Here is a 19956-nt window from a genome sequence, read left to right as displayed (position 1 = left end):
TGCCTCCAGCTGGTTGACCGTTCACTTTCCTGATCCGGGTCAACAGGGCACCGCTGCCGTTTGTTCCTTTGCCCACCCACCCGCCCGTCTCGCTCGCTTCACAGGAACCGCCACGGGGCTCTGCCCCGGACCCCGGGGGCACGCGGCTCCGCCCCGGACCCCCCGGGGCGCTCGCCGCTCCGCCCCGGACCCCAGAGGGGGCTCGGGGCGGGTATGACGGCTGTCTCAGGCCGTGTTCACGCTGCGAGTGCGTGGCCCGGGTGGAGGACCACCTTGGTGTAGCCCTCGATCCGCTTGTCGAACTTCTCGTACGCCTGGGGCGCCTGGTCCAGCGGCAGCTCGTGGGAGACCACGAAGCTGGGCTTGGCGCGCCCGGCGATGATCAGATCGCGGAGCTGCCGGTTGTACTGCTTGACGTTGCACTGGCCGGTGCCCATCTGCTGGCCCTTCTCGAACATCTTGCCGATGGAGACCAGCAGCTGGCCGTGCTTGGCGTGCTCGTCGGGGCCGCCCGGGTCGGAGGGCACGTACAGACCCGGTACGCCGAGCATGCCGGTGGGCCGTACCGTCATGACGAGCGTGTTCAGGACGACGGCCGGCTCCTCGTGGCTGACGTCCTTGTGCGACTGGGCCTGGTAGCCGACGGCGTCCACACCCTTGTCGGTGCCCTCGCCGTTGGTCTGCTCCTTGATCTGCTCGGCCGGGTCGCCCCTGGTGAAGTCGATGGGGATGGCCCCGATCTCCTCCGCCTTGGCGAGCCGCTCGGGCACCCGGTCGACCGTGAACACCTTCGAGGCGCCGCGCAGCAGCGCCGAGTAGGCGGCCATCAGGCCCACCGGTCCGGCGCCGAAGACCGCGACGGACTCGCCGGGCTTCACCTGGGCGAGTTCGCAGCCGTGGTAGCCGGTCGGGAAGATGTCGGCGAGCAGGACGAAGTCCGTCTCGAACTCGTCGCCCGGCGGCAGCTTCAGGCAGTTGAAGTCGGCGAACGGCACCCTCAGCCGCTCGGCCTGGCCGCCGGTGTAGGGGCCCATCGCCACGTATCCGTAGGCACCTCCGGCGAAGCCGGGGTTCACCGTGAGGCAGAACCCGGTCTTCCCGGCGAGACAGTTCTTGCAGAACCCGCAGGCCACGTTGAACGGCATCACGACCCGGTCGCCCCGGGACAGCGACGTCACGCCGTCGCCGGTCTCCTCGACGACCCCGAGGTTCTCGTGGCCGAAGACGATGCCCGACTTGGCTGCCGTGCGGCCCTCGTACATGTGCAGGTCGGACCCGCAGATCGCGGTGGACGTGACCCGTACGATCACATCGTTCGGGTGCTGGATCTGGGGATCGTCGACGTCCCTCACCGTGACGTTGAAGGGCTTTTCGTAGACGACGGCTTTCACCTGGGTCACCTCCGCGTCGAACGCTGGACGACGGCGGCGACCACGGACCGTTGCCGGGGGACACCAACCAGGGGGATGACACAGGTGGGCGGGGGCGTCGGTCGTCCCGGGCCCCGGGCGTTCTCGCTGCACCGCCGGACACTTCCAGGGTCCGCCCGCGTGACCGCGACCGCAACCGCGCCGGTGTCACGCCTGGACGATCGGCTCCCGCGTGAACAGCGCGCCCAGAGCGGGCGCGTTGACACGGCGGTCGGTGAGCCGCAGCGCCTCCCAGACGGTCACCTGGTTCGCCGTGAGGACGGGCTTGCCGAGGTGCTTCTCCAGGGCGGGCAGGTGGGACACCGTGTGCAGGGCGGTGTCGGGCAGCAGGACCGCGTCCGCCTCGGGGACGTCCGCCTCGCGCGCCAGGGCCAGGATCTCCGTCTCGCCCCAGGTGCCCACCTCGGCCGCGGTGACGATCCCGGCGCTGCGGGCGGCGACCACCTCCACCTTCCCCGCGTGCAGGAAGTCGGTGAACAGGCCGGTGACGTCCTCGGGGTAGGTCGCCGCGACGGCGACCCGGCGGGCGCCGACCTCGGCCGCCGCGTGCACGAAGGCGAACGAGGTCGAGGAGGCCGGCGTGCCCGCCGCCCGGGCCAGCTCGCGGACCTGCTCGTGCGCGCCCTCCCAGCCGCGTACGAAGCCGCCGCTTGTGCACGCCCACACCACCGTCTCCGCGCCGGCCAGCCGCAGCCCCTCCACGCCCCGGGCGAGCCGCTCGGGCTCGCCCAGCTCGTACAGCGCGTCCACCCGGTGCGCGTCCTCGCCGATGTCGGTGTGGACCACGTCCACCCGGATGTCGCTGCCCAGGAGCTGCTCGATGCGCGGATAGTCGTCCTCTGCGGCGTGGCCCGGGTAGAGGAATCCGAGTGCGGTCATGGCCTGCCTTCCTGCGGTTCGTCGGACAGTAGGGGCCAGGCGCCGCCGTCCTCGTGCCGCGGCCTGGGCGGCGCGGGAGGCACACCGGACGGCAGCGCCTGGTACGGCCCCACGGCTCGGGTACCCAGCCGGCGCAGCGCAGCCCACATCGTGACCTGGTTGGCCGAGATCACCGGTATGCGCAGTTCGGCCTCCAGCCGCGGGATCACGTCGTAGCTCGGCAGGAGAACTCGTCCGGCACCCACCGCCACAGCTCGCGGTCCAGCGCGAAGTCGAAGGGGGCGACGACGCCGACTCCGCGCTGCGGGCGGGGTCCGCCGAGGAAGGAGATCCCCGTGCCGTTCATGCCGTTCGTGGCGTCCATGGCAGACACCTGCCTCATGTGCGGGAGACGGAGGGGCGCCGCCGACGGCAGGTGAACGACACGGTGGGGCAGCGGAGAGCAACCGTCCGTACCGGCGCCCGTGTTGACGAAGGTAGGTTCGGGTGCGAGCGTGGTCAATCCGTGCACGTCGGACGGCCGCCCCTTTCGAGAAACGGCTCGCCATGAGTGTCCCCGTCCTGCTCGTCCTGGACGACGATCCGCCGCCGCGTCTGGGCCGGCTCACCGGCCGCGCCCGGATCGTGCGCACGGACGCGGCCGGGCTGGCCGCGCGGTTGCCCGAGGCGGACGTGCTGCTCGTGTGGGACTTCGCCTCCACCGCGGTGCGGGACGCCTGGCCGGGCGAGGGGCCGCGGCCGCGCTGGGTGCACACGGCGAGCGCGGGTGTGGACCATCTGATGTGTCCGGAACTCGCGGCGTCCGGCACGGTGGTGACCAACGCCCGGGGCGTGTTCGACGAGCCGATCGCCGAGTACGTCGCCGCGCTGGTCCTCGCCCTGGCCAAGGACCTGCCGAGGACCCTGGACCTCCAGCGCGAGGGGCGGTGGCGGCACCGCGAGTCGCAGCGGGTGGCCGGTACGCGCGCGTGTGTCGTGGGCTCCGGGCCGATCGGCCGGGCGATCGCGCGCACGCTGGGCGCGCTGGGGGTGCGGGCGGCGGTCGTCGGCCGTGCCGCGCGCGCCGGTGTGCACGGCCCGGAGGATCTGGACCGGCTCGTCGCCCGCGCCGACTGGGTGATCGCGGCGGCTCCGCTGACCGAGGAGACCCGCGGCATGTTCGACGCCCGCCGGTTCGGGCTGATGCAGCCCTCGGCGCACTTCGTCAACGTCGGCCGGGGGCAGCTCGTCGACGAGGAGGCGCTCGTCCGGGCGCTCACGGACCGCTGGATCGCGGGCGCCGCCCTGGACGTCTTCCAGCACGAACCCCTCACCCCCGACAGCCCGTTGTGGCGGGTGCCGGGCCTGGTCGTGTCCCCGCACATGAGCGGTGACACGGTCGGCTGGCGGGACGAGCTGGCGGCCCAGTTCGTCGAGCTGTACGGCCGCTGGGAGGCGGGCGAGCCGCTGCCGAACGTCGTCGACAAGCGGCGCGGGTACGTACCGGGACACTGACCCCTGTCTGGAGGCGCGATGACCGAGCTCACCGAGCTGACCGCGGGAGAACTGCTCGACGGCTACCGCAAGGGCGAGTTCAGCCCCGTGGAGGCCACCCGGGCGGCCCTGGAGCGGGCCGAGCGGATCCAGCCGGAGGTGAACGCGTTCGTCCGGATCACCGCCGAGGACGCCCTGGCGCGGGCCCGGGAGTCGGAGGACCGGTGGCGGCGCGGAAGCCCGTCGGGGCTGCTGGACGGGGTGCCGGTGACCGTCAAGGACCTCCTGCTGCTGAGCGGCCACCCGACCCAGCGCGGTTCCAGGACCGTTCCGGAGGAGGGCCGTTGGGACGAGGACGCCCCCTCGGTGGCCCGGCTGCGCGAGCACGGCGCGGTCTTCCTCGGCAAGACCACCACGCCCGAGTTCGGCTGGAAGGGCGTCACCGACTCGCCGCTGACCGGCGTCACCCGCAACCCGTACGATCCGTCCCGCACCGCGGGCGGCTCCAGCGGTGGCAGCGCGGCGGCCGTGGCGCTCGGCGCGGGCCCGCTGTCGCTGGGCACGGACGGCGGCGGCAGTGTGCGCATCCCGGCCGCGCTGTGCGGGATCTTCGGGATGAAGCCGACGTACGGCCGGGTCCCGCTGTATCCGCCGAGCGCCTTCGGCACGCTGTCGCACGTGGGTCCGATGACCCGGGACGCGGCGGACGCGGCGCTGCTGCTCGACGTGATCGGGGTGCCCGACGCGCGGGACTGGTCGGCGCTCGGTCCGGCCGCCGGCTCGTTCACGGAGGCGCTGGCCGGCGGGGTGCGGGGGCTGCGGGTCGCCTACTCGCCGTCCCTGGGCGGCCAGGTGCCGGTGCGTCCGGCGGTCGCCACGGCGGTGCGCCGGGCGGTGGCGGGGCTGGCGGACCTCGGCGCGTACGTCACCGAGAACGACCCGGACTTCGCGGACCCGGTGGAGGCCTTCCACACGCTGTGGTTCAGCGGCGCGGCCCGTGTCGTCCAGCGTCTGGGGCCCCAGCGGCGGAGGTTGCTCGATCCGGGGCTGCGGGAGATCTGCGCGGCAGGCGCCCGGCTGTCGGCGCTCGACTACCTGGCCGCCGTGGACGCGCGCATGGAACTCGGCCGCACCATGGGCCACTTCCACCAGAGCTACGACCTGCTGGTCACTCCGACGCTGCCGATCACGGCGTTCGAGGCGGGCGCGGAGGTGCCGAAGGGCTCGGGGCACCGGCGCTGGACCGGGTGGACGCCGTTCACGTACCCGTTCAACATGACCCAGCAGCCGGCCGCGTCCGTGCCCGTGGGTAGCGACGAGGACGGGCTGCCGGTCGGCCTCCAGATCGTGGCCGCGCGGCACCGCGACGACCTGGTGCTGCGGGCGGCCCACGCGCTGTACGAGGCGGGGCTGGCGACCCGGCTCACGCCCGCCGGAAGGTGAGGGTCTCCCCCGCCGCGCCGGAGCGCCAGAGGTCGTTGCAGGCCCGGGCCATGGCGTCCAGGCCCTCGGTGACCTGGCCCCAGACGATGCCGGGCACCCAGCCGACGTCCCCGTTGAGCAGGAGGTTGTTGCGCTCGTAGAACAGGGCGAGGTCCACGACCGTGTCCCCTGCGCCGGGGACAGGGTCGTAACCGTAGGCCCGTGTGCCCAGTTCGGTGCCGGCGAACGAGAAGTAGCACAGGTCGCCCGGGATCGGAGTGACCGTCGGGTTCTCCAGCGGTGGTTCCGCCGGGGCGAACGGCGGGTGGAGGGCGTAGATCTCGTTGCGCGCGTACTTCGCGTGGTGGACGTCCCCGCTCAGCGGGAGCGCGTCCCAGACCGCGGCGCAGGTGCGCGGTGCCCGGTCGTCGAGCAGCCGTGCCGTGCAGCGGATTCCGCGCCGGTCCAGCGCGACTTCGACGTGGCGTTCCGTCATGGCGCCTCCTCGCGGTCGCTGAGGCCCCGTCTGCCCGGCATCACGGGGGTTCACACCCGCCCCGTGCCTCCGCGCCCGGACACGGAACGGCATCTCCCCGGACACCGTTGGATCACATCCCCGGGTCCACCCGCATGGACCACTCAGACCGGGCAGGCGCCACCACTGTCCGCGAAGGGCCCGAACCGACGAGGCCCTCTTGGAGGGTGAGTGTCCATGTCCGAGTTCCCCAGCCTGTCCCGCCGGGGCTTTCTGTCCAGGACGGCGGCCGTGGGCGGCATGCTCACCGTCCCCGGGCTGCTGACCGCGTGCAGCAAGACGGACAGCGGTGACGGCAAGGGCTCGAAGCTGGAACAACTGAGGAAACAGGGCTATGTGAAGGTGGCCTACGCCAACGAGGCCCCGTACGGGTTCGAGGAGGGCGGGCAGCTCAAGGGCGAGGCGCCGACGCTGCACAGAGAGATCTTCAAGGCGCTGGGAGTGGACGAGCTGAAGCCGGCCTTCTCCGAGTGGGACGGCCTGATCCCCGGACTCCAGGCCGGCAAGTACGACGTGATCAGCGCGGGCATGGCCATCATCCCGGAGCGCTGCCAAAAGGCGCTGTTCTCCGAGCCGGAGTTCGTCTCGCCCACCGCGATGATGGTGAAGAAGGGCAACCCGAGGAACCTGACCGACCTCGCCTCCGCCAAGGCGGCCGGGGCGACCCTCGGCGTGATGTCGGGCGCGGTGGAGAAGGGCTACGTCACCGCCGCCGGGATCTCCGAGAGCCGCATACGGACGCTGCAGAAGCCGCAGGACGGCGCGGACGCGGTCGCGCAGGGCAGGATCGACGCGTTCGTGCTGACGGGCATCTCGCTGCGCTGGCTGGCCAGGACCAACCCGAAGGTCGAGGTCACCGAGTCGTTCGTGCCGGTGGTGAACGGCGTGAAGCAGTACAGCCCGGGCGGCGCCGTCTTCCGCAAGGGCAGCGAGGAACTCCGGGACGCCTTCGACAGGGAGCTGAAGAAGATCACCTCGGATCCGGGCCGCTATGTGCAGCTCGTCGGGGAGTACGGGTTCGGCAAGGACACGATCCCGCCGGCGGACCTGAAGACCGCCGACCTGTGCAAGGGCTGACGGGGTCGCCTGTCCATGGGTGACTTCTACTCGTACTTCTTCGACCACGTCTCCGCCGTGTGGTCGGGGCTCCTGGTGACGGTCGAGGCAACGGTCCTCGGATCGGTCGTCGCACTCGCCCTGTCCTTCGTCTTCGGCTTCGCGGCCGGCAGCGGGCTCCCGCTCGCCCGGGGCGTGTCGCGGGTGGTCGTGGAGTTCCTCCGCGGCACCTCGCTCTACGTCCAGCTCTTCTGGCTGTACTACGCCTTCCCGCTGCTGGCCGGGTACGAGCTGTCGCCGCTGTTCTGCGGTGTGGTGGCGTTCGGCATGAACTACGGCGCCTACGGCTCCGAGGTGGTGCGCGGCGCGCTGAACGCCGTGCCCAGGGCGCAGTGGGAGGCCGCCGTCGCGCTGAACATGACGCCCCTGCAGCGCATGCGCCGGGTGATCCTGCGGCAGGCGTGGGTGCAGATGATCCCCTCGTTCACGAACCTGCTGATCCAGTTGCTGAAGTGCACTCCGCTGCTGTGGCTGATCTCCGCGGCCGACCTGACGACGGTGGTCCAGCAGATGCGTGACCGCACCGGCGCGACGACCTGGGCCTATCTGACCCTGCTGGTGATCTACTTCGTCCTCGCCTACGCGCTGACCCTGCTGATGAACGTGCTGGAGCGGCACGCCAAGTCCCGGCTCGGCCTGCGCACGGACCGCCGCTCGCTGCTGCGCCGCCGCGACGCCGAGCCGGCGCGCGAGCCCGGGATGGCGGGAGGCGCCTCGTGAGCTACGCATGGGACTGGGGCGCGGTCCGCGACTCGCTGCCGCTGCTGTGGCGCGGCTTTCTGATCACATTGCTGGCCACGGTCCTCGGCACCGCGGTGGCCGCCGTGCTCGGCCTGCTCGTGGCCGTGGCCGGGCGGGTGCCGAACCGGCTGGTCACCGTGCCGGTGCGGGCGGTCACCGAGTTCGTCCGGTCCACCCCGCTGCTGGTGCAGCTGGTCGGCGCCTACGCGGTCTTCAGCACGGTCGATCCGCTGACCATCGGTGTCGCGGTGCTCGGCATCCACTACGCCTCCTACCTGTCGGAGGTGTACCGGGCGGGCATCGACGCCGTGCCGAAGGGCCAGTGGGAGGCCTGCCGGGCGCTGTCCCTGTCGCCGCGCCGCACCTGGCAGGCGGTGATCCTGCCGCAGGCGGTGCGCAAGGGGCTGCCGGCGCTGGGCAACTACGGCATCTCGATGTTCAAGGAGACCCCGTTCCTGGCCGTCATCACGGTCCAGGAGATGGTCGCCAGGGCCCGGGAGTACGGCGCCGACCACTTCACTTACGCCGAGACGTTCACCCTCGCGGGCCTGTTCTTCCTGGCGGCCAGCTATCCGACCTCGCTTCTGATGAGAAAGCTGGAGAAACGCCTTGGCCACTGACCCTTTGCAGAAGGCGCCGCAGCGGGCGCCCGAGAACGTGACGCCGGACGCGCCGCCCGCGGATCTGGTCCGCTTCGACCAGGTGGTCAAGCGCTTCGGCGATCATGTCGTGCTCGACCGGCTGGACTTCACCGTCCGGCGCGGTGAGCACGTGACGCTGATCGGGCCGAGCGGCTCGGGCAAGACGACCATCCTGCGGCTGCTGATGACGCTGGAGCGCGTCAGCGACGGCGTGATCCACGTGGACGGTGAGCCGCTGTCCCACATGCCCGGCCCGGACGGGACCCTGCGCCCGGCGAACGAGAAGCATCTGCGCCGGATCCGCAGGAAGATCGGGATGGTCTTCCAGCAGTTCAACCTGTTCCCGAACATGAAGGTGCTCCAGAACATCACCGAGGCACCCGTCAACGTCCTCGGCATCGGCCGCGAGGAGGCGGAGGAGCGGGCCCGGGAACTCCTCGACCTCGTCGGCCTCGCGGACAAGACCGACGCGCATCCCTCACAGCTGTCCGGCGGCCAGCAGCAGCGGGTGGCGATCGCCCGGGCGCTCGCCATGCGGCCGGAGATCCTGCTCCTGGACGAGGTGACCTCGGCCCTGGACCCGGAGCTGGTGGCCGGTGTGCTCGACCTGCTGAGGGAGATCGCGCACACCACCGACATCACACTGCTGTGCGTGACCCACGAGATGAACTTCGCGCGGGACATCTCCGACCAGGTGCTGATGTTCGACTCGGGCCGGGTGATCGAGTCCGGGCCGCCCCGGAAACTCTTCGGCGACCCCGACCACGAGCGCACCCGGGAGTTCCTGAGCGCCGTGCTGTAGGGGCCGCTCCGGGGGCGCCGGCGGTCTTCCGGGCCGCCCCGGCGCCCCCGGCCTCCGGGGTGGTCGAAGCACCCCCGGGGACCGGGTAGTATTTTCTTCGTCGCCGGCCGCGGGAAGCGGACGGCGGGAGTCATGCGCCGCTAGCTCAGTTGGTTAGAGCAGCTGACTCTTAATCAGCGGGTCCGGGGTTCGAGTCCCTGGCGGCGCACAGATGAAGGGCCCCTCGTGATCACGAGGGGCCCTTCTGGCGTCTACGGCAGAAAGCCGTCCGCCGCCGCGAAGAACGTGTGCACGACGACCATGAAGATCACGCAACCGGCGATGAACGCGCCCAGGAAAGCCACCAGGCAGCCCGATTCCGCCGTGAGCCTCCCGCGTGCCGGGGCGTGGGCCGTCGCCCGCTCCGGCCGGTCCGGCGCGTAATACACAGTGACGATGTCGCCCTCGACGACGGTCGCGGGTCCGTTGCTCTCCTCGAAGCGGACGCCGCGGCCGTCACGCGTGGTGAACTCGTACACGTGGTGCAGTGTCGTGCTCGCCGTGGTCCCCCCGCCGCCGCTGACCCTGGTGTACGTCCGCAGACACCGCGCCTCGGCCGTGAGCCCGCTGCCCCAGGCGCCGCGCACCTCCTGGGCACGACGGAGGACTCTGGCCAGAAAGAAGACCGCGAGGCCGATCATGACCAGCGGCACGACGTAGAACATCGCTTCCATGAGATCCCCCGGACTCCGGTGCCGCCGTGATCGGCCGGCGTGCGGCGAATCTACCCACGCCGGCCGGTCCGGTCGCTCAGGGAATGCTCAGATCCGCGCTCAGAACGTGACGTCGGAGCAGGCGTAGAACGCGTTGCTCGTGTCGGCGATCGTCCAGACCGCGAGGATGACGTGGTGACCGCTCAGCCCGGTGGGCAGGTTGCCGCTGTGGCTGAGGGTGGACGGCGGGCGCTGCCCGTTGTAGGGCACCGTCAGGAACGGGGTCGTGTTCAGGTCGGCGCGGGTCAGGGCATGGTTCTGGTTCCAGCCCTGCTTGGTCACGTAGTACTTGAAGTCCGTCGTGGCGTGCATGGCCGTGAACTGCCAGCGGAAGGTGTAGCTCTGGCCGCCGTTGACCTTGGTGGTGGGCCAGGCGCCGCCCGAGGGGGTCTTGGGGCTGTCGAGCTGGCCGAACCGGGTGTTGTTCCCGGAGCAGAGCTGCCCGTCGGACGCCCCGGAGGCCGGGAAGCCCTTGGGGCCCTCGACGCTCTGCGGCTCCCACTGGATGTCGCCGCAGTTGGCGACGGTCCCGTTGTTGCAGAGCTTCTGCCGGCTGATGGGCAGGTCGGTGTAGCCGTGGCTGCTCGCGCCTCCGGTGCCGAGCACGAAGGCTCCGGCGGTCGCGAGGCCGAGCACGGCTGCGGAGATCTTGGTCTTGGTGCGCATACTGCCGCTCCTGGAGACGTGGGGGAGGTTCAGTGAGCTGTGCAGGTCTAGACCAAGTTCAGGCTATTGCCGTTACTTGAACATGTCCATACCAAAGGCGGGACCTCCCCCGCGCCCGTCACGACCCCGGTTCCCGGCCTCCCGCGCAGAACGCCACCGTCAAGTCCCGTACCAGCAGCTTGCGTTCGTAGTCGTCGAGATCGACAAGGCCCCGCGTGGTCAGCCGGGTCACCGTGTCCTCCACCGAGTCCACCACCGAGGTGAGCATGGTCGCCCGGTGCCGCGCGTCCAGTGCGGCGACGCTGCGCCGGTGCATGGCGGCGGCGACCTCGGGCGCGTACTCGACCCGGACCGGCTGCACCGAGAACACCTCGAGGCCGATCGGCGCCACCTCCCGCGCCACCAGCCGGGTCAGCGTGTCCGCGGTGACCGCCCCGCCCCGCGCGGCACCCGGTGGGTCCAGCGGCACCCGGGCCAGCGCCGCCTCGACGCACTCGCGCAGATACGTCTCGTGGTCGTCGATCGCGAGCGTGGCCCGCGCGGTGTCCCGCACCCGCCACACCACCAGCACCACCACCCGCAGGGCGACCCCGCCCGGATCGGCGGCCGGCATCGGCTCACTGCGCCAGTGCCGCAGCCTGACGTCGATCGGGCGGCGCGGCATCAGCGGGTTGAGCCACAGCAGTCCGGTGCGCCGGACGGTCCCCCGGTAGCGGCCGAACAGGCCGAGCACCCAGGCCCGCCCGGTCCCGCCGCGGGCCAGCCCGCCGAAGCCGAACAGGGCGAGCGCTCCCGCCCCGGCGTACGCGGCCCACTGCGGTCCGCCGAGTCCGGCGCCCGCCGGCTCCGGCAGCCGCAGCGCCTGCGCCGCGACGTCCGGCAGCACCCCGGCCCACCACGAGGTGAGCACACAGCCCGCCGTCCCGCAGACCCCGGCCAGCACCCCGGCCGCGCCGGGCAGCACACGCGCCGGGTACTCCGCCACGTCGGGGTCCGCCTCCGGTTCCGGGCGGGCCGGCGCGGGCACCCGGCGCCCGCGCCCCAGCCGCGGCTGCTCGCCCGTGCCCTTCCTGCTGCCCACCACCGCGGGCCTGACCGGCAGCGGGGCCGGATCGGGATCGTCGCGGAACAGCAGATGGACGGGGATCTCGGTGGTCGACTCGTTCTGGATGAGCCGGGGGACACCGCGGCCCGCCCGGCCGTCCGGTGCCATCATCGCCTCGCGCCCCTCGGATTCGGGTGTCGGGGACGTGGTCGTACTCATACCTGCCTCCAGCCTCCGCGCCAGATGGTTCAGACGTTCGTACGGTGGGTCGGCGGCCCCGCGGGGACCGCGGTCATGCGAAGAGCCGGCGCCAGGTCTCCGGCCCCGGCAGTCCGTCCGCCGCGCCGCCCCGCCACCCCTGGGCGCGCTGGAAGGCCTCGACGGCCCGCCGGTCCGCGTCCGACCAGCGCGGCCCCGGCCCGTTCCGGTAGAACCGGCCGTACCCCTTCCGCACGAGCTGCCGGCCCAGCTCGGTGACGTACCGGTTGTCGGCGCCGGGCCGGAACATCCCCCGTCCCGGATAGCCGGGCACCCCGTGCGAGGCGGGGGCCGCGGCCTTGATGTCCTTGCCCTTCCCGGTCACCAGCAGCCGCCACGTCCCCGGCCCCGGCAGGCCGTCGGCGGCCGCCCCGGTCCAGCCCTGGGCCCGCTGGAAGGCCCGGGTGGCCCGCCGGTCCGCCTCCGACCAGCGCGAGCCGGGCCCCTTGGCGTAGTAGGAGGCGCCACCGCGGGCGGCGAGCATCCGGCCGAGCCGTGCGACGTGCGGGTTGTCGGCGCCGGGCCCGAAGTACCCCGTCCCCGGGTACGGCGCCGGCGAGGTCGCCGCGGGACCGGCCACGCCCCGGGTCAGGCCCTTGTAGCGGTAGGGAACGAACCGCTTGGAGTTGGTCCAGTACGCGTACGGGGTGGTGATGCGGCGGGTGTGCGGCCGCACCTGCTCATAGGCGACGTACGAGATGTGCCGCCGGTCCTTCCAGCCGCCGAAGAGGACCACGTGCGAGCCCTTCTGGGGATTGGCGGGGTTGTGGAAGAGCAGGATGTCGCCGGGCTGGAGCTGCTCCTTGGTGATCCGCACCGCGTACCGGCCGAGACTGCCCGTCCACTCGTTGCGCGGCAGGTTCCAGGCCATCGAGACGAAGCCCGAGCAGTCCTGGCGGTATCCGTCGCGCCAGAAGCGGCTCATGTTGTACGGCACCCGGGCGTCCAGCCACCTCTTGGCCCGGCCGACGATCAGCGACCGGGTGGTGGAGCCGATCGCGAGCTGCTCCTCCGCCCTGTCCGGCCGGTCCGGCCCGTCCGGCCCGAACAGCGCGCCCACATCGCCCTGCGGGGTCCCGGACTCGCCGCCCGGTGGCTGGTCCGCCCGCGGACCGGGCGGCCGGCCCGCGGTGTGGGTGGCTGCCGCCGCCGGTACCGCCTGGCCCGCGCCGAGGGCCGCGGCGGTGACGGCCGCCACGACCAGCGCCCGGTGCGCGGCGGCCGGACGGGCCGGGGTGCGGGCGGCCGGGGAGCGGAAGAGGCCGCGTCCGCGCACGCACCCGGGGCAGTCGCAGTCGCTCGCGGGGTCGATCTCCTCGAACACCGGAGACTTCATGCGATCTTCCTCACACTTCATAGGTGTATATCCCGATCTGTGCACGTTGATCATTGCCACAACTGTCCACCGGGCGCGAACATTGACGGTCCGAATGATGTACAGGGCGGCTCGGCCGGCCCCGGCGGCCGGGCACGGGTGGTCGGGAGGCCCCCGAAGGTCATGTAAAGTGAACGATGTCAGCAGGCGCCGCTAGCTCAGTTGGTTAGAGCAGCTGACTCTTAATCAGCGGGTCCGGGGTTCGAGTCCCTGGCGGCGCACCACGACAAAGACGAGCACGGTCCTACAGGACCGGGCTCGTCTTCGCGTTTTGGTGGCCGAACGCCCTCGACGCACTCTCTTCCCGCAATGCGCGCGTATGGCCGGTAAACTCCGAGTTTCGCGTCTTGCGATCATGCTGATCCCCGTAGAACCCTGGATGCCGAACTGCCGCCTCTTTGGCGGTACTTGGGGGGTGCGGGGGATGTTGGGGGGTGTTGGGGGGTTGTAGGAGCCGGTTGCCCGGCGGCGCGGTGAACCGTGACTCCCGCGCGCCGACGGCTGCCATGGGGCGGCCGTGCGACCGGCGGGCCGCGATGCCGTGTCTCCGGGGTGGGACCGACGACCAGCTGATCCGCGGCCGGCACGCACACGTCCGTGAGGGGCCGAGGGGGGCCTCGAACAGACGAAGGAACCGACGAACACGCGCTCGCATGCGTGTGGGGGGATGAGTCATGACGTCGACGCCGACGGGCGCCCGGCACGAATCCGATCCTTCTGAGACGACCCGGCTGAGAGTGCCGGGACACCGCACCGGCACCACGGGGACCTTCCGCAGAATCAAGAAGTCCCTGCCGAAATACGACTACGAGCACTACAGCCGGCTCGCCGGCCCTCTCACCGAGCCCGACCCGGACAAGCCGTACACGGTGCAGTACCGCTCGCTGATCTCGCAGGAGCCGCACCGTCTTCGGGTCGCGCTGATGCTCGCCGCCGCGCCGCTGCTGTCGCTGGTCCTGCTGACCTGGCTGCTCCAGCCCAAGCACTGGACCGTGCGCGACTACCCGGCCTACGACTTCCTGCCGGCGCTCGACATGGTGATGCTGGTCTCGATCGGCCTGATCGAGTTCTTCCGCTGCATGAACGTGCTGTCCAACGCGCACGCCACCCTGGTCGCCCGCGACCCGGTCCCGGTGGTGCCGCAGAGCGGCACCCGGGTCGCGTTCCTGACCTCCTTCGTGCCCGGCAAGGAACCGCTGGAGATGGTGACGAAGACCCTGGAGGCCGCCGTACTGCTGCGCCACCGGGGCCTGTTGCACATCTGGCTGCTCGACGAGGGCGACGACCCGGAGGTGAAGGCGGTCTGCGCGCGCCTGGGCGTGCACCACTTCAGCCGCAAGGGCGTCGAACGCTGGAACCAGACCAAGGGCCCGCACCGCGCCAAGACCAAGCACGGCAACTACAACGCCTGGCTCCAGGCGCACGGCGACGAGTACGACTTCTTCGCCTCCGTCGACACCGACCACGTGCCGCTGCCCAACTACCTGGAGCGGATGCTGGGCTACTTCCGCGACCCGGACGTCGGCTTCGTGATCGGCCCGCAGGTCTACGGCAACTACGACACGTTCGTCACCAAGGCCGCCGAGTCGCAGCAGTTCCTGTTCCACGCGCTGATCCAGCGGGCCGGCAACCGCTACGGCGCGCCCATGTTCGTCGGCACCTCGAACGCCGTACGGATCACGGCGCTCAAGCAGATCGGCGGGCTGTACGACTCGATCACCGAGGACATGGCCACCGGCTTCGAGATGCACCGCGCCAAGAACCCGGCGACCGGCCGCAAGTGGAAGTCGGTGTACACCCCGGACGTGCTCGCGGTCGGCGAGGGCCCGAACGCCTGGACCGACTTCTTCACCCAGCAGCTGCGCTGGTCGCGGGGCACCTACGAGACGATCCTCAAGCAGTACTGGAAGGGCTTCGGCACCCTGCCGGCGGGCAGGCTCTTCAACTACACGATGATGATCATCTTCTATCCGATGTCCGCCCTCAACTGGATCCTGGCGGCGCTGAGCTGCGCGCTGTTCCTGGGCCTCGGCGCCTCGGGCGTGAACATCGACCCGACCGTGTGGCTGATGCTGTACGGCAACGCCTCCGCGCTCCAGATCGGCCTGTACGTCTGGAACCGCCGCCACAACGTCTCCCCGCACGAGCCGGAGGGCTCCGGCGGGGTGGCCGGCATGGTGATGTCGGCGCTGTCGGCGCCGGTCTACGCCCGCTCGCTGATGGACGCCGTACTGCGCCGCAAGAGCAAGTTCGTGGTGACCCCGAAGGGCGAGTCGGCAAGCCCCGACACGCTGTTCGGGACGTTCCGCATCCACTGGTTCTTCATCCTGGTCTTCGGCGGCTCGCTCGTCGCGGGTTCCGCCCTCGGGCACTCCCACCCGGCGATGGTCACCTGGGCCGTCTTCGCCATGCTCGTCACCGCCGCACCGATCTTCGCCTGGCGGTGGACCCTGCGGCAGGAGCGGCGCCGGCAGACGACCGCGTCCGCCGCACCGGAGCCGCCGGGCGCGGTCCCGGCGGCGGAGGTACCGCCGGGGCAGGCACCGGGCAACGCGGGCAGGCAGGGCCCGAGTTGGGCCGGAACGGACGCGGCGACGGGCGAGCACACCATGGAGATCGCCCTCGGTGGACTGGGGGGACGTAAGGAATGAAGGACCGGACCGGCCTCCGGCGGGCCCGACGGCTCGGGATCGGCGCGGTGGTGGTGGTCGCTCTGGCCGGGATGAACGGGCCGTGGCTCTACCGCTTCAGCACGGAGCGCTATCACGAGTACAAAATCAACAAGCCGGAGTACAAGGCCGCGAACGGCCACTGGGAGATCGTCGAGTTCCCCGAGGAGTACCGGCAGAACACCATCCACGCCGTGCTGCTGCACACCGGCAAGGTGCTGCTGGTCGCGGGTTCGGGCAACAACAAGAAGAACTTCGACGCCCGGCGGTTCGACACCCGGATCTGGGACCCGGTCAAGGGCACGATCAAGAAGGTGCCCACGCCCGAGGACCTGTTCTGCACGGGCCACACCCAGCTCGCCGACGGCAACATCCTGATCGCCGGCGGCACGAAGCGCTACGAGAAGCTCCAGGGCGACGTCACCAAGGCCGGCGGCCTGATGATCGTCCACAACGAGAACCCGGACAAGCCGATCACGCTGCCCGCGGGCACGACGTTCACCGGGAAGGAGAACGGCAGGACGTTCGTCTCCAAGGACCCGGTGCTGGTGCCGCGCGCCAAGAAGAACTTCGACAAGGCCGGCCGGTTCCTGGGCAACACCGCGGGGCTGGGCCGCATCTACGTCGAGGCGCAGAAGAGCGGCGCCCGGTACGAGACGGGCAGCCAGGACAACTACCGGATCCAGGGGCTGTCCGGCGACGACGGCCGCAACACCTACGGCATCGCGGAGAAGCTCGCCCTGGACAAGAAGGACTTCCAGGGGATCCGCGACGCCTACGAGTTCGACCCGGTCGCCGAGAAGTACATCAAGGTCGACCCGATGAACGAGGCCCGCTGGTACCCGACGCTCGCCACCCTGGGCGACGGGAAGATCCTCAGCGTCTCCGGCCTCGACGACATCGGCCAGCTCGTCCCGGGCAAGAACGAGGTCTTCGACCCCGGGACCAGGAAGTGGACGTACACGCCGAAGGTCCGCCAGTTCCCGACCTACCCGGCGCTGTTCCTGCTGCAGAACGGCAAGCTGTTCTACTCCGGCTCCAACGCGGGGTACGGTCCGGCCGACGTGGGCCGCGACCCGGGCGTCTGGGACGTGGACAGCAACGAGTTCACCAGGCTGCCGGGTCTGAGCGACGCGCGGATGATGGAGACCTCGGGCACGGTGCTGCTGCCGCCCGCGCAGGACGAGCGGTTCATGGTGATCGGCGGCGGCGGGGTCGGCGAGTCCCCGCTGGCCAGCCGGAGGACCCGGATCATCGACCTGAAGGCGAAGAACCCGCGCTTCACGGACGGTCCGACGCTGGAGAAGGGCACCCGCTACCCGCAGACGTCGATCCTGCCCGACGACTCCGTCCTGGTCTCGGGCGGCTCGGAGGACTACCGGGGCCGGGGCGACTCCGACATCCTCCAGGCCCGGCTCTACGACCCGGCGACCAGCACCTTCAAGCGGGTCGCCGATCCGCTGGTGGGCCGCAACTACCACTCGGGCTCGATCCTGCTGCCGGACGGCCGGGTGCTGTTCTTCGGCTCCGACTCGCTCTACGGCGACAGGGCGAACACCAAGCCCGGCACGTTCGAGCAGCGCGTCGAGATCTACACGCCGCCGTATCTGTACCGGGACGCGCGGCCCTCCCTGTCGGGCGGGCCGCGGACCATCGCACGGGGCGCCTCCGGCACGTTCACCTCGCAGCACGCCGGCACGGTCAAGAAGGTCCGGCTGATCCGCCCGAGCGCCTCCACGCACGTGACGGACGTCGACCAGCGCTCGATCGCGCTGGACTTCACCACGTCCGGCGACAAGGTCACGGTGACGGTGCCGAAGGGCCGGAACCTGGTGCAGTCGGGGTGGTACATGCTGTTCGTCGACGACGACCAGGGGACGCCCAGCGAGGCGCAGTGGGTGAAGGTCCCGTAGCCGCGCACACCGTCCCGTAGCCCGACAGGCCAAGGGGGCGCCCTCCGTTGCGGAGGGCGCCCCCAAGTCATGTGTCCGCGCCACTACTTGCTGGCCCTCGCCAGCTTCAGCGCGTAGTCGGCCCACCAGTCCCCCGCCTTCGGGCCGCCCTTGCAGGTGCCGTCGGACTCGCCGGGCCGCTTGACCCACAGATACGCGTCCGCGAGCGGGTCGGCCGTGCTGGTCGTGGGCGTCTCGCCGAGGGCCCGCCCCGGCGGGTTGCACCAGCGCTCGTCCGGATCCCCGCCGTCGTAGGGGCCGTTGCCGTTGCGGCTGGTGTCGACGACGAAGTGCCTGCCGCCGAGCCTGACGGACAGCTGCTTGCCGTAGGCGAGGGAGTCCCGGGTGGAGTAGAAGTTCGAGACGTTGACCGCGAAGCCGTCGGCCCGGTCCACGCCCGCGCGGCGCAGGGGCTCGAAGATCTGGTCGGGGTGGCCCCAGCCCGCGTTGCCCGCGTCCACGTACACCTTGGTGTTCTTCAGGGACTTGAGCCGTTCGACCGCGCCCTTGAGCAGGTCGTAGCGCTCGTCCTGGAACTCCTCCGGGGTGCAGCCGTCCACCAGGTGCAGCAGGGCGTCCGGTTCCAGGACCACCGTGGCCGGGCGGTCGCCGATGCCCCGGGCCACGCCGTCCACCCAGGCGCGGTAGGCGTCCCCGTCGGCGGCGCCGCCCTGCGAGTACTGGCCGCAGTCGCGGTGCGGGATGTTGTAGAGGACGAGCAGCGCGGTGCGGCCCGCCCTGTCGGCGGCCTCGGTGAAGCCGCGGGCCTCCGGCTCGGGGTTCTCCGGGCCGATCCACTCGCCGGTCGGCTGCCCGGCGATCTTCCGGATCTGCTCGGCCTCGGTCTTCTTCCCGGACTTGACGTAGGCGGCGAGCTGACGGGCCGCCCTGCTGTCCGGGTTGACCCAGAACGGGTCGGCCTCCCTGGGCTGTTGGGTGATCCCGGCGCCGTCGTCCTTGTCCTCGCCCCCGGAGGTGCACCCGGCGGCCAGCAGTGCCGCCCCCAGCACCGCCACGGACGCCCGGACCCCCGTCGCACGGGCACGCGAGAGGGCCCCCCTCATGCCGTACATGCCTTCCCCCTTGGTGCGCTCGGCCGGTTCCCATGCTGTCACAGCGGGCAGTTCGTCCGAGGGTCGTCGAGGGGCCCGGGGGGCTCATTGACCGGCGCCCGTGAGGTGCGCCGAGACGACCACGTGCGCGGCGCATCCGCCGCTCTCCCCGTGGGCGGTGGCGTCGCAGCCGATCAGCCGCAGTTCGGCGCGGCCGGGCTGCCGTGCTCCGGACGCCTGCCGGACGTCGAGGCCGTCGCGGGGCAGGACCTCGATGTCGTCGACGGTGAAGTCGGCGACGCTGCCGTCGTCGCGGACCACCCGGATCGCCTCGCCGGGCCGCAGCGAGCCGATCCGGTCGAACGCCCCGGTGCGGTCTCCGGCGCCGGGGCCGCCCACCAGCAGCGCGGTCCCGGACGCGCCCGGCTTCACCCCGGCGCCGTACCAGCCGACCGTGCCGGACTGGTCCGCCGGTGGCGGTACGACGGCGCCCCGCGCGTCCAGGCCGCGGGCCACCACCGGTGCCCGTACCCCGAGGTCGGGGATGTCCAGGCGCCGCGGCAGGGCGTCGGTCGGCGGGTCCGCCGCCGAGGGCGGCCGGTCCGCGGCGGGCCGGCCGGCCGCGGCCATGTCCCCGGTGGCCGACGGGGCCAGGGACTCCCGTACGTCGGCCAGGTCGCGTCCCCACAGCCACAGCCCGAGCAGCAGCACCACCCAGGCCAGGCCGGCCAGGAGACGCCCGGTGCAGCGGGAGCGGGTGCGGGTGCCGTCGTGGTCGGACATGCCGTTCCCGCCCTCACCGCGATCCGCGACCACGACGCCCACGCGCCCGGGGAAGCAGAACAGCCGCCCCAGCAACCCCGACAAGCACCAACCCGGCCACCGCATGCCCGGCCCCGGGCACGGGTGGGGCGACGGGCGTGGGGGGTGCGGGGGTGGCCCCGGGGGGCCGGGTGGCTGATGCCTGGGTGGCTGAGGTAGCCGACGTCCCGGTGGCCGGAGTCCGGGTAGCCGCTGTCCGGGTTGCCGGAGCCCCGCTGGCCGAGGTCCCGACGGCCGGGGACCCGACGGCCGGAGTCCGGAGGGCCGGGGACCCGACGGCCGGAGTCGCGGTGACCGGGGACCCGACGGCCTGAGCCCCGGCGGCC

18 protein-coding genes, 2 tRNA genes and 1 pseudogene are annotated in these 19956 nt (G+C 71.7%); 10 read left to right on the top strand and 11 right to left on the bottom strand.

The window, feature by feature from the left end:
- Positions 1-236 precede the first annotated feature (236 nt).
- The 4 genes and pseudogenes from ACIP4X_RS26275 to ACIP4X_RS26260 form a co-directional block, all read right to left on the bottom strand.
- Positions 237-1391 (bottom strand): glutathione-independent formaldehyde dehydrogenase, encoded by a 1155-nt coding sequence (locus ACIP4X_RS26275; RefSeq protein WP_358728673.1) that lies wholly within the window; start codon positions 1389-1391, stop codon positions 237-239.
- A gap of 186 nt (positions 1392-1577) precedes the next feature.
- Complete coding sequence (locus tag ACIP4X_RS26270; RefSeq protein WP_358728327.1) at positions 1578-2309, bottom strand: aspartate/glutamate racemase family protein; 732 nt, start codon at positions 2307-2309, stop codon at positions 1578-1580.
- Positions 2306-2533 (bottom strand): annotated as a pseudogene (locus tag ACIP4X_RS26265) (decarboxylase); the annotation flags it as partial. The gene ACIP4X_RS26270 and the pseudogene ACIP4X_RS26265, both read right to left, overlap by 4 nt.
- Positions 2515-2673, bottom strand: a complete 159-nt coding sequence (locus tag ACIP4X_RS26260; RefSeq protein ID WP_391458043.1) for a hypothetical protein — start codon at positions 2671-2673, stop codon at positions 2515-2517. The gene ACIP4X_RS26260 and the pseudogene ACIP4X_RS26265, both read right to left, overlap by 19 nt.
- Positions 2674-2855: 182 nt before the next feature.
- Here ACIP4X_RS26260 and ACIP4X_RS26255 point away from each other — a divergent pair, with 182 nt between their 5' ends.
- Both ACIP4X_RS26255 and ACIP4X_RS26250 read left to right on the top strand, forming a co-directional pair.
- Complete coding sequence (locus tag ACIP4X_RS26255; RefSeq protein ID WP_358728325.1) at positions 2856-3803, top strand: D-2-hydroxyacid dehydrogenase; 948 nt, start codon at positions 2856-2858, stop codon at positions 3801-3803.
- Between the two features lie 18 nt (positions 3804-3821).
- The gene (locus ACIP4X_RS26250; RefSeq protein ID WP_358728323.1) at positions 3822-5225 is read left to right on the top strand and encodes an amidase; all 1404 of its coding nucleotides are present in this window, start codon (positions 3822-3824) and stop codon (positions 5223-5225) included.
- Here the strand turns inward: ACIP4X_RS26250 and ACIP4X_RS26245 are convergent.
- Positions 5206-5700 carry a DUF3830 family protein gene (locus ACIP4X_RS26245; protein ID WP_358728321.1) on the bottom strand — a complete coding sequence of 165 codons (495 nt, stop codon included), beginning with the start codon at positions 5698-5700 and terminating at the stop codon, positions 5206-5208. The two genes, ACIP4X_RS26250 and ACIP4X_RS26245, sit on opposite strands and share 20 nt — an antisense overlap.
- 216 nt (positions 5701-5916) lie before the next feature.
- On the opposite strand from ACIP4X_RS26245, the gene ehuB reads away from it, so the two are divergent.
- The 5 genes from ehuB (at position 5917) to ACIP4X_RS26220 (ending at position 9247) form a co-directional block, all read left to right on the top strand.
- Entirely contained in the window at positions 5917-6816 is a 900-nt protein-coding gene (gene ehuB, locus ACIP4X_RS26240) for an ectoine/hydroxyectoine ABC transporter substrate-binding protein EhuB (protein WP_358728319.1), read from the top strand.
- Between the two features lie 15 nt (positions 6817-6831).
- Positions 6832-7575, top strand: coding sequence for an ectoine/hydroxyectoine ABC transporter permease subunit EhuC (gene ehuC, locus ACIP4X_RS26235; protein WP_401350886.1), 744 nt, complete (start codon positions 6832-6834; stop codon positions 7573-7575).
- Positions 7572-8216, top strand: coding sequence for an ectoine/hydroxyectoine ABC transporter permease subunit EhuD (gene ehuD, locus ACIP4X_RS26230; RefSeq protein ID WP_391458037.1), 645 nt, complete (start codon positions 7572-7574; stop codon positions 8214-8216). Before ehuC ends, ehuD begins: the two co-directional genes overlap by 4 nt.
- Positions 8206-9039 (top strand): ectoine/hydroxyectoine ABC transporter ATP-binding protein EhuA, encoded by an 834-nt coding sequence (gene ehuA, locus ACIP4X_RS26225; RefSeq protein ID WP_391458035.1) that lies wholly within the window; start codon positions 8206-8208, stop codon positions 9037-9039. The genes ehuD and ehuA overlap by 11 nt, the downstream gene beginning before the upstream one ends.
- Before the next feature lie 134 nt (positions 9040-9173).
- Positions 9174-9247 (top strand) — tRNA-Lys (locus tag ACIP4X_RS26220).
- A 43-nt stretch (positions 9248-9290) separates the two neighbouring features.
- On the opposite strand, the gene ACIP4X_RS26215 is transcribed toward ACIP4X_RS26220, so the two are convergent.
- From ACIP4X_RS26215 to ACIP4X_RS26200, 4 genes are all read right to left on the bottom strand, one after another.
- A complete protein-coding gene (locus tag ACIP4X_RS26215) occupies positions 9291-9752 on the bottom strand; it encodes a DUF3592 domain-containing protein (protein WP_391458033.1) in 462 nt (153 codons plus the stop codon).
- 99 nt (positions 9753-9851) lie between these two features.
- A complete protein-coding gene (locus ACIP4X_RS26210; RefSeq protein WP_358728311.1) occupies positions 9852-10457 on the bottom strand; it encodes a lytic polysaccharide monooxygenase in 606 nt (201 codons plus the stop codon).
- Between the two features lie 118 nt (positions 10458-10575).
- Positions 10576-11721 (bottom strand): SPFH domain-containing protein, encoded by a 1146-nt coding sequence (locus tag ACIP4X_RS26205; RefSeq protein WP_358728309.1) that lies wholly within the window; start codon positions 11719-11721, stop codon positions 10576-10578.
- A 73-nt stretch (positions 11722-11794) separates the two neighbouring features.
- Positions 11795-13096: a peptidoglycan-binding protein gene (locus tag ACIP4X_RS26200; protein WP_358728307.1), complete on the bottom strand. Its 1302-nt coding sequence runs from the start codon at positions 13094-13096 to the stop codon at positions 11795-11797.
- 186 nt (positions 13097-13282) lie between these two features.
- Between ACIP4X_RS26200 and ACIP4X_RS26195 the strand changes: the two genes are divergently transcribed.
- The 3 genes from ACIP4X_RS26195 to ACIP4X_RS26185 all read left to right on the top strand — a co-directional run bounded on the left by ACIP4X_RS26195 (position 13283) and on the right by ACIP4X_RS26185 (position 17717).
- Positions 13283-13359: transfer RNA gene (locus tag ACIP4X_RS26195), tRNA-Lys, on the top strand.
- A gap of 450 nt (positions 13360-13809) precedes the next feature.
- On the top strand, positions 13810-15786 hold the full coding sequence (locus ACIP4X_RS26190) for a glycosyltransferase family 2 protein (RefSeq protein WP_391458029.1): 1977 nt from the start codon (positions 13810-13812) through the stop codon (positions 15784-15786).
- Entirely contained in the window at positions 15783-17717 is a 1935-nt protein-coding gene (locus ACIP4X_RS26185; RefSeq protein WP_358728304.1) for a kelch motif-containing protein, read from the top strand. The genes ACIP4X_RS26190 and ACIP4X_RS26185 overlap by 4 nt, the downstream gene beginning before the upstream one ends.
- A gap of 83 nt (positions 17718-17800) precedes the next feature.
- On the opposite strand, the gene ACIP4X_RS26180 is transcribed toward ACIP4X_RS26185, so the two are convergent.
- Positions 17801-18829 (bottom strand): glycoside hydrolase family 6 protein, encoded by a 1029-nt coding sequence (locus ACIP4X_RS26180; protein WP_358728302.1) that lies wholly within the window; start codon positions 18827-18829, stop codon positions 17801-17803.
- A gap of 84 nt (positions 18830-18913) precedes the next feature.
- Entirely contained in the window at positions 18914-19591 is a 678-nt protein-coding gene (locus tag ACIP4X_RS26175; protein ID WP_401350881.1) for a sortase domain-bontaining protein, read from the bottom strand.
- Between the last annotated feature and the right edge of the window lie 365 nt (positions 19592-19956).

The organism is Streptomyces sp. NPDC088817 (assembly GCF_044750345.1).
Lineage (GTDB): Bacteria > Actinomycetota > Actinomycetes > Streptomycetales > Streptomycetaceae > Streptomyces.
This window is presented reverse-complemented; position numbering and strand designations above follow the sequence as displayed.